Source organism: Actinomadura roseirufa, from assembly GCF_900659635.1.
Taxonomy (GTDB): Bacteria; Actinomycetota; Actinomycetes; order Streptosporangiales; family Streptosporangiaceae; genus Spirillospora; species Spirillospora roseirufa.
In genome coordinates this window covers 1-8,635 of record NZ_CAACVB010000290.1, presented here as the reverse complement: position 1 = coordinate 8,635, position 8,635 = coordinate 1, and the positions used below count along the sequence as shown (strand labels likewise).

7 protein-coding genes and 1 rRNA gene are annotated in these 8,635 nt (G+C 74.7%); 5 read left to right on the top strand and 3 right to left on the bottom strand.

Annotated features, from left to right (window positions below; all coding sequences use genetic code 11):
• Positions 1-97, top strand: a 5S ribosomal RNA gene (gene rrf, locus E1291_RS35335); the annotation flags it as partial.
• A 1,469-nt stretch (positions 98-1,566) separates the two neighbouring features.
• The gene (locus E1291_RS44385) at positions 1,567-2,598 is read left to right on the top strand and encodes a hypothetical protein (RefSeq protein ID WP_242614574.1); all 1,032 of its coding nucleotides are present in this window, start codon (positions 1,567-1,569) and stop codon (positions 2,596-2,598) included.
• A gap of 271 nt (positions 2,599-2,869) precedes the next feature.
• Here the strand turns inward: E1291_RS44385 and E1291_RS35325 are convergent, their stop codons facing one another.
• Complete coding sequence (locus E1291_RS35325; protein WP_131742410.1) at positions 2,870-3,799, bottom strand: MBL fold metallo-hydrolase; 930 nt, start codon at positions 3,797-3,799, stop codon at positions 2,870-2,872.
• A gap of 51 nt (positions 3,800-3,850) precedes the next feature.
• Positions 3,851-5,230: a DUF1015 family protein gene (locus E1291_RS35320; RefSeq protein WP_131742409.1), complete on the bottom strand. Its 1,380-nt coding sequence runs from the start codon at positions 5,228-5,230 to the stop codon at positions 3,851-3,853.
• 71 nt (positions 5,231-5,301) lie between these two features.
• Between E1291_RS35320 and E1291_RS35315 the strand changes: the two genes are divergently transcribed.
• The 3 genes from E1291_RS35315 (at position 5,302) to E1291_RS35305 (ending at position 8,020) form a co-directional block, all read left to right on the top strand.
• On the top strand, positions 5,302-5,742 hold the full coding sequence (locus E1291_RS35315) for a tetratricopeptide repeat protein (protein ID WP_306434496.1): 441 nt from the start codon (positions 5,302-5,304) through the stop codon (positions 5,740-5,742).
• Positions 5,743-5,795: 53 nt separating this feature from the next.
• Entirely contained in the window at positions 5,796-6,806 is a 1,011-nt protein-coding gene (locus E1291_RS35310) for an HAD-IIA family hydrolase (RefSeq protein ID WP_131742408.1), read from the top strand.
• 149 nt (positions 6,807-6,955) lie between these two features.
• Positions 6,956-8,020, top strand: coding sequence for a glycerophosphodiester phosphodiesterase family protein (locus tag E1291_RS35305; RefSeq protein WP_131742407.1), 1,065 nt, complete (start codon positions 6,956-6,958; stop codon positions 8,018-8,020).
• A 58-nt stretch (positions 8,021-8,078) separates the two neighbouring features.
• Here E1291_RS35305 and E1291_RS35300 read toward each other — a convergent pair whose 3' ends face one another.
• Positions 8,079-8,420, bottom strand: coding sequence for an SCP2 sterol-binding domain-containing protein (locus E1291_RS35300; RefSeq protein ID WP_131742406.1), 342 nt, complete (start codon positions 8,418-8,420; stop codon positions 8,079-8,081).
• Positions 8,421-8,635: the final 215 nt, after the last annotated feature.

The window sequence follows — 8,635 nt, the reverse complement described above, 5'->3', positions numbered from 1 at the left end:
GGAAACACCCGGTCCCATCCCGAACCCGGAAGTTAAGCCTCTCAGCGCCGATGGTACTGCATGGGTGACTGTGTGGGAGAGTAGGACACCGCCGGACTCATATTGGTCGAGGGTCGCCCCGATTTCCGGGGCGGCCCTCGACGCATGTGTTGGACAAGCCAAAGTAGGCTGCAAGAGTCCACCGAACCACCATCAAGAACAGTGACGGACGTGATGAGCGCGGAAGAGGACGGCCGTAGCGACGACAACCGCGAGCGGCGGGGCAATGACGGCAGGCGGAGCACGCCGCCCCGTCGAGGGGGCAACGCCCGTGGCGGCCCGGGAGGACCCGGTGCCCGCAAGGGTGGCGGTGGCTTCCGGGGCGGCGCGCCTCGCAACGGGGCGTCGCAGGGCGGCCGTGGGCCTTCCGGTGGCGGCTGGAAGGACAGAGAGGCGCGCGGCGGACGTGACGACCGCCGGCCCGACCGTCCGTTCAAGCGCTCCGACGACCGGCGCACCGACTCCCGCGAGGGACGCTCGGACGACAAGCGCGAAGGACGTTACGGCGGCCCGCGCGCCGGCCAGAGCGGCGACCGCCGTGAAGGCCGCTTCGGTCCCCGTGGCGGTCAAGGCGGGGAACGTCGTTCCTCGGGTCCGCGCAGTTCCCAGGGCGAGCGCCGCGAGGGTGGTTTCGGCGGTTCGCGCGGTGGCCAGGGCGGTGAGCGGCGCTCTTCGGGTCCGCGCAGTGGCCCGGGTGAGCGCCGCGAGGGTGGTTTCGGCGGCCCGCGTGGCGGTCAGGGCGGGGAGCGTCGTTTCTCCGGTCCGGGTGAGCGCCGTGAGGGCGGTTTCGGTGGCTCGCGTGGTGGCCAAGGTGGAGAGCGTCGTTTCTCTGGTCCGCGCAGCGGTCCGGGTGAGCGTCGTGACGGTGGTTTCGGCGGCCCGCGTGGCGGTCAGGGCGGGGAGCGTCGTTTCTCCGGTCCGCGCAGTTCTCAGGGCGAGCGCCGTGAGGGCGGTCCCGGCGGTTCGCGTGGCGGTCAGGGCGGCGCACGCCGCGAGGGCGGTTTCGGTGGCAGGGGAGAGCGCCGCGAAGGCCGCTTCTCCGGTCCTCCACGCGGCGGTCAGGGGGGAGAACGGCGAGAGGGCCGTTTCTCCGGCCCGCGCAATCCCCAGGGGGAGCGGCGCGACGGCCGTCCTGAAGGGCCTCGCGGCGGACAGGGTGAGGAACGGCGCGAAGGACGTCCCGGAGGGCCTCGCGGTCCCAGGGCCGGCGCGGGCCGGGGGGAACGCCGTTTCGAGGGCCGCCCCCAGGAGCGGCGGTACGAGAACCGCGATGAGCGCGGCGGACGTGACGACCGGCGACCGGGCGGGTTCCGCCAGGAGCGTCCCGGCGGCCGCCGGTTCGAGGACAGGCGCGAAGGCCGTCCCGGCGACCGCGACAGGCCGTTCAAGGGCCGTGGGCAGCGACGCCCGGAGGACGGCGGCGGCCGGTCGTACGGGCCGCCGCGCGACCGGGGCGACCGGCGCGGGTCGTCCGGTGAGCGCGCCCCCTCGGCGCCGAAGCACGACGACCCGCTCCTTCCCGAGGACGTGACGGGCGAGGAACTGGACGTCGACGCCCGCGCCGAGCTGCGGGCGCTGCCCAAGGACCTCGCGGGACGGGTGGCGCGCCACCTGGTCATGGCGGGCCGGCTGGCCGAGGACGACCCGGAGCTGGCCTACAAGCACGCACGGGCCGCCCGCCGGCTCGCGTCCCGGGTCGGGATCGTCCGGGAGGCCGCCGGGCTCGCCGCCTACCACGCCGGGGAGTGGGCGGAGGCTCTCGCCGAGCTGCGGGCCGCCCGCAGGCTGAGCGCGGGCGACGACGCGTACCTGCCGCTGATGGCGGACTGCGAGCGCGGGCTCGGGCGCCCCGAGCGGGCGCTCGACCTGATCAAGTCGCCGGAGGCCGCGGGGCTCGACCCGATGGGCCGCGTGGAACTGCGCATCGTGGAGTCGGGCGTGCGCCGCGACCTCGGGCAGTACGACGCGGCGGTCGTCACGCTGCAGGTCCCCGAGCTGCGCGACCGGCGGCTGCGGCCCTGGTCGGCGCGGCTGTTCTACGCCTACGCGGACGCCCTCGTCGAGGCCGGCCGGGAGGGCGAGGCCTCCGACTGGTTCGCGCGCGCGGCCGCCGCCGACCGGGACGGCGAGACCGACGCCGCCGAACGGTACGCCGAGCTGGACGGGCTCCACATCCTCGACACCGAGGAGGACGAGGAGGAGATCCAGGAGTCCGGCGGCGAGGCCGAGGCGAGTGAGAGCCTCGACGTTCCGCAGACGGAGGACGAGGACGCCGGGGAATCCGAGGCGGAGGCGGCACCGGAGCAGCCGGAGCCCGGACCCGAGATCGTCGCCGCCACGGCCATCGAGTTCAAGCCCGCCGACCCGGAGTCTCTGGAGCCCCCGGCGGACGAGGACCTGCCGAACGCCCCGGTCGTCTTTTTGGAGCCCAAGCCCACGGAGCTCGACTCCACCGGCCTTGAGACCGCCGACACGGAGCCCGTCCACGGCCCAGCCGATGACGAGGACGAAGGCGACGAAGAGGACGAAGGCCCCGAAGACGGAGGGCCCCGGGCCTGACACCCCGACGATCCGCCGGGCTCCGACCGGAGCCCGGCGGATCATACGTCCGTGCCGCACGCAAATGCTCCGGCAGAGTGACCAGGGGGTGGCGCAGGGCGTGTCTCGCAGCGGCCTCAGCCGTCACGCGAGCGCGCTACCTGACCGGCGGGGCGAAGCCGAAGGCGAGCCCCGCCGGGAAGATCGCGAAGCGATTCGCGCTCGCACAAGACTGGTCACGAAGCGAGCGCAAGCGAGCGAAGTGGGCCGGACTTGCCTAAATACAGCTTGCTTAAAGTAGCGAATGCATGATCCCGGCGACGTTGCTTTCGGCGCCGCTGAGGATCTCGAACTTGCGGGCCAGTTCGGGATCCGCGTCCTCGCGGGCGATGGCGTAGCGGTCCTTGGTGCGGTCGACCACCATCGCGACGGCGTGGTCCAGGTCGAGGCCGCGGTCGTGGGCGTCCTTGACCGCGTCCACCCAGATCCGCAGTTCCTCGGCCGACCGTTCGAGCGTGCCGGTGACCTCCGTGACGGGTCCGTAGTGCGCGAAGAGCAGTCGTTGCGGGCCGAGGGCCTGGAACCTGTCGAGCGACTTCAGGGCGGCGTCCAGGTCGAAGTCCGGTGGCGGCGTCGCGGGGCGGACGTCCGCCGTCTCCGGGATGTAGATCCCGGCGGCGTCGCCCACGTACAGGTCACCGGTCGCGGAGTCCATCAGCCCGACATGGTGCTTGGCGTGGCCGGGGGAGTAGTGCGACTCCAGCCGCCGGCCGCCGCCGAGGTCGATCACGCCGGTGTCCTCGACGGCGCGGATCCGCGCCGGTTCCGTCGGCCGCAGTTCGCCGAACAGCGTGTCGAGGCTGTCGCCCCAGACCATCCGGGCGCTGCGCATCAGCCGTTCGGGAGAGGCGAGATGCCGGGCGCCCTTCTCGTGCACGACGACCTCCGCCCGCGGGTACAGCTCGGCGATGTCGCCGACGCCGCCCGCGTGGTCGAGGTGGATGTGCGTGACGACCACGCTGGCCAGGTCCTCGGGGCCGACGCCGAGGTCGGTGAGGGCCTGCCGGACGATCGGGGCGGATCCGGCCGTGCCGGGCTCCACCAGGCAGGGCCGGTCGGACAGGATCAGGTAGCCGGCGGTGATGCCGCTGAAGCCCGCCATCCTGGTGTCGATCTCGTAGACGTCGCCGCCGAGGGGGGTGATCGTCGTCGCTGTGTCCATGGCCTGATCATGCTGCCCGCGCGGCCCGCGGGCCAGCCCTCGCCGTCCGTGCTAGCTGGCGGGCGGGTGGGCGACCTCGCCGAGCGCGACCGGGCCCGGGGGGTCGAGGAGGCGCAGGACGAGACCGGTCCGCGGCTTGGGACCGAACGAGGTGGACTTGCGGGGGACCCGCTCGCCCTCGCTCGCGACCGCCAAGACGTCCTCCACCCGCAGCGGGTTCAGCACGACGGCGGTGCCGCCGGTGCGCCGGGCGCGCTCGACCGCGGCGGCCGGGTCGTCGTGGACGACCTCGATGCTGGACTCGTTCTCGGGAACGCCCCAGAGGGTTCCGATGAGCAGATGGTCGAGGACGGCGGTGTCGAGCCCCCGCCAGCGCGCCGAATGCCCGGCGGGCATGCAGCGGCGCAGCCGCTCGGGGGCGGGCCGCGTCAGCAGGTGCGGCCGGTCGCCGCCGCCGATGAGGAACGCCGGGCGGGGCGCGGCGGCGAGCGCCTCCAGCCCGGTGGGCAGGTCGGGCTGGGCGGTGACGTGGAAGGCGGTCCGGGCGCGGTCGAGGGCGTCGGCCGGGCTGAGCCCCGGCAGGACGCGGTGGATGGCGCCCAGGTGCGGGGGATAGCGGGTGGAGTCCACCAGCAGCGCGAGCCCGCGGTCCCAGGGGCCGGGCCCGTCGCCCGCGGCGTGGTGGCGGGCCTGCAGGGCGCGGTAGGTGGCGTAGCGGTGGTGGCCGTCGGCGATGAGGGCACGCCGGTCGCGCAGGTCCGCGCCGACGCGGGCGTGCAGGGACGGCTCGGCGATGCGCCAGAGCCGGTGCGCGCGTCCGTCGCCGGTGTGGAACTCCACCAGCGGCGTCGCGGCGGCGGCCTCGTCGGCGATCCGTGTCGCGTCGCCGCCGCCCTCGTACACCAGGAAGATCGGTTCGAGGTTGGCGCGGGTGGCCGTCATCAGGGCCAGCCGGTCCCGGACGGGGCCGGGGAACACGTCCTCGTGCGGCAGGACGACCCGGTCGGCCTCCGCGCGCAGCCCGAGGGCGCCGATGAGCCCCCGTTGTTGGACCGTTCCGCCGTCCAGCAGCGCCTCGTAGACGTACAGCGCCCGGTCGGGGTCGACGGTCAGCGCGCCCTCGGCCAGCCAGCGGCGCAGCAGGACGCCCGCCTGGTGATAACTCTCACCCGCGGCGCGCGGCATGTTGAGCCGGACGATGTTGTGCCCGCCGCTCGCGAGCATCCGCCGCACGCCGGTCTCGTCGATCAGGTCGTACGGCGGGGTGGTGACGGAGGCCAGGTCACCGACCACCTCGGGGTCGAACCGGACGCCTCGGAACGGGGCCAGTTCGAGGCCGCCGCCGGTCCGCGGTCCCGCGGACCCGAAGAGCCGGGCGCTGAACCGTTCCGGCCCGAGCCCGGAGGGGAGGTCGTCGTCCACTATGGGCATGGTAACCACGGATGGCGTCCGCCGTACGGCCGGGTACGGTCGTAACGATCAGAGTCCGAGGGGAGGGCCACGTGAGCGCTGGAGGACCGGGACGGCCGGAGGATTCCTCTGGGGACGCCCCGGGCGGGAATTCCGCCCCCGACGGGGGCGTGTACGAGTGGTACACGCGGGGCCTGGAACTGCTGCGCTCGGGCAGCGCCGCCGCGGCGGTGCAACTGCTGGCGCGGGCCGCCGACGCCGAGCCGGCCTCGCACAGCATCCGCGAGGCGCTCGGCCGGGCGCAGTTCGGGGCGCGGCTGTTCGGCGCGGCGGCCGACAGCTTCCGGGGGATCGTGGAGGAGGAGCCCGCCGAGGACTACGCGCGGTTCGGCCTCGGCCTGGCGCTGAGCAGGATGGGCGACTTCGAGGCCGCCGTGGAGCACCTGGCGCTCGCGGCGGCGATGCGCCCCGACAACAAGGACTACGAACGGGCGCTGCGGCACGCCAGGGCGACGCTCGCGTCCCGCCGCTGACCGCAGGCCCCCTACCCGGCGGGCCCGTTCACGGGTCCGCCCGAAGGAGCGCGATGAAGGGCAGTGACCGTCCCCTGAGCGAGGCGTACGACGTCGCGTTGCTCGACCTGGACGGCGTCGTCTACGTCGGCCGCCGTCCCGTGCCCGCCGCGGCCGAGTCGCTGGCCAAGGCCCGCGCGGCGGGGCAGCGGCTGGCGTTCGTCACCAACAACGCCTCGCGGACGCCGTCGGCGGTGGCGGCGCTGCTCACCGACGTGGGCGTCCCCGCGACGCCGGAGGACGTGGTGACCTCGGCGCAGGCCGCGGCACGGCTGCTGGCCGAGCGGCTGCCCGCCGGGGCGAAGGTGCTGGTCGTGGGCGGCATGGGCCTGCGGCAGGCGATGTACGCGGCGGGCCTGCGGCCGGTCACGGTGGCCTCGCAGGAGCCCGCCGCCGTCGTCCAGGGCTTCTCTCCGGGCCTGTCCTATGACCTGCTCTCCCAGGGCGCGCAGGCGGTCGCCGCGGGAGCCCTGTTCGTCGGATCGAACGGGGACCTGACCATCCCCGGCGGCGAGGGGCCCCCGCACCCGGGGAACGGCGCCCTGCTGCGCGTGATCAGCTCGTCCACGGGCGTCGACCCGATCGTCACCGGCAAGCCCGAGCTCCCCCTGCACCAGGAGTCGATCCGGCGCACCGGAGCGCGCCGTCCGCTGGTCGTCGGCGACAGGCTCGACACCGACATCGAGGGCGCCCGCAACGGCGGGGCCGACAGCCTCCTGGTGTTCACGGGCGTGACGGACCCCCTCCACGCGCTCACCGCGCCGCCCGCGCGGCGTCCCAGCTACCTGGCGCCCGACCTGACCGGGCTGCTGACCCCGCACCCCGAGCCGGTCCGCGACGGCGAGGCGGACCGCTGCGGCGGCTGGACGGCGCGCCGTGCCGGCGGCCGGATCACCGTCACCGGCTCCGGCGATCCCTACGACGGGTTGCGGGCCCTCGCCTCCGCCGCCTGGCGGGAGGATTCCCCTCCGTCCCCGGACGCCCTCACCGGGGCGCTGGAGGCGCTTTCCCTCCCGTCCCGCTGAGCCGGGCCCCCGGCCGGAGGTGTTCCGGCCACGGTCACGGACCGTTCGTTCAGTGATCACCGGGAGCATCCCGGCACGTCGCGGCGGCGCTCGACCGTGTCCCGCGGGCCGCACCGGCGGCCCGGCAGGACACGGAAGGGAAGTGGACCATGAGCGGCTGGCGTCGTACGGCTGTTGTGGTGGGGCTCGCGGGAGCGCTCGCGGGGACGGCGGGGCCCGCGCTGGCGGCGCCCGCGGCGGCCGGCGGGCACCACCGGCGCACGTTCGACCTCCAGGCCCACCGCGGCGGGATCGGGCTGGTGGTGGAGAGCACGCTGCCGGCGTTCGCGAACGCGCTGCGCCTCGGCGTGAGCACGCTGGAGCTGGACGTCCAGATCACCGAGGACGGGCAGGCGGTCGTCACCCACGACCGCAAGGTCAACCCGGCCAAGTGCCAGGACACCGGCCCCGTCACCCCCGGCGACCCCGAGTACCCCTACGCCGGGAAGTACGTCAACACGCTGACGCTCAAGCAGGTGCGCAGCCTCGACTGCGGTTCCCGGACGCTGCCGGACTTCCCCGGGCAGAAGGCCGCGCCGGGCGCGCGCATGCCGCTGCTGAGCGAGGTGTTCGGCCTCGTCCGCCAGTACCGGGCGAACGACGTGAAGCTCAACGTCGAGACCAAGGTCGAGGCGGGCGCGCCCAGCGAGACCGCGCCGCGCGAGCAGTTCGTCCGCGTCACCGCCCAGGAGATCCGCCGGGCGCGCATCCGGCGCCAGGTCACCATCCAGAGCTTCGACTGGGGCGCGCTGATGCGCATGCGCCAGGTCGAGCCCAGGCTGCCGCTGGTCGCCCTCACCAACTACGACTTCCTGCAGACCGGGCAGCCCGGCCGCTCGCCCTGGCTCGGCGGGATCGACATCGACGACTTCGGCGGTGACCCGCTGAAGGCCGTCCGGTCGTTCGGGGCGTCGGCGTTCTCGCCGGTGCACGGCTTCCCGCAGAACGGCAAGGTCACCGACCCCGGCTACCGGCCGTACGTGACCAAGGCGATGGTCGCCGAGGCGCACCGGCTGGGCCTGAAGGTGATCCCCTGGACGGTGGACGACCAGCCGACCATGAACAAGCTCATCGACGACGGCGTGGACGGCCTCATCACCGACTACCCCGACCGGCTGCGGACCGTCCTGGCCGACCGCGGGTTCCGGCTGCCCCGTCCCCACCGCGCCCACTGACGGGATCCGCCGACGGCTTCGCCGATCGGGCCGCCGGTCCGCCCGCCCGTCCCGCCGGTCACAGCAGGCGGCGCAGGCGGATCAGGTCGAGGAGGCTCGCCTCGATCCTGAGCCGGCCGGCGGCCCAGGCCTTGGCCGGGCTCAGCTCGTCGCGGGCGAGCGCGACCAGGTCGTCGCTGTCCACGGTGAGCCTGACCTGGGCCGTGCCCGGGTCGCCGTCGGGCTCGAAACCGTCCAGCCCGCCCGCGTGCAGCCGGCTCCGGTAGGCCAGCCCGAGATCGGGGATCCGGCAGCTGATCGTCCGCTCGACGGCGTGCTCGGCGAAGCGGTCGGCGTCCACCTCCGCCAGCCGCGCGGCGATCCGGCCGAGCGCCGCGCGGCAGTCCTCCTCGTTCGCCATGGTCGCGCCGTTCCCCCCGGTTCCTTCGGCAACGATGTCGCGAAGTGACGGTAGCGTTCAGACTGAGCCCGATGCGACCCGGTGCGCGGTCGGGGCGAGGTGGAGGTGAACGCGATGTCCGAGGAGGGCGCGGCCGGTCCCGCGCGGGAGCGGACCCCGCGGGGCCCCGGGCCGGAGACGGCCCCGGCGGCGGCCGCCGGACCCGGCGGCGAGCC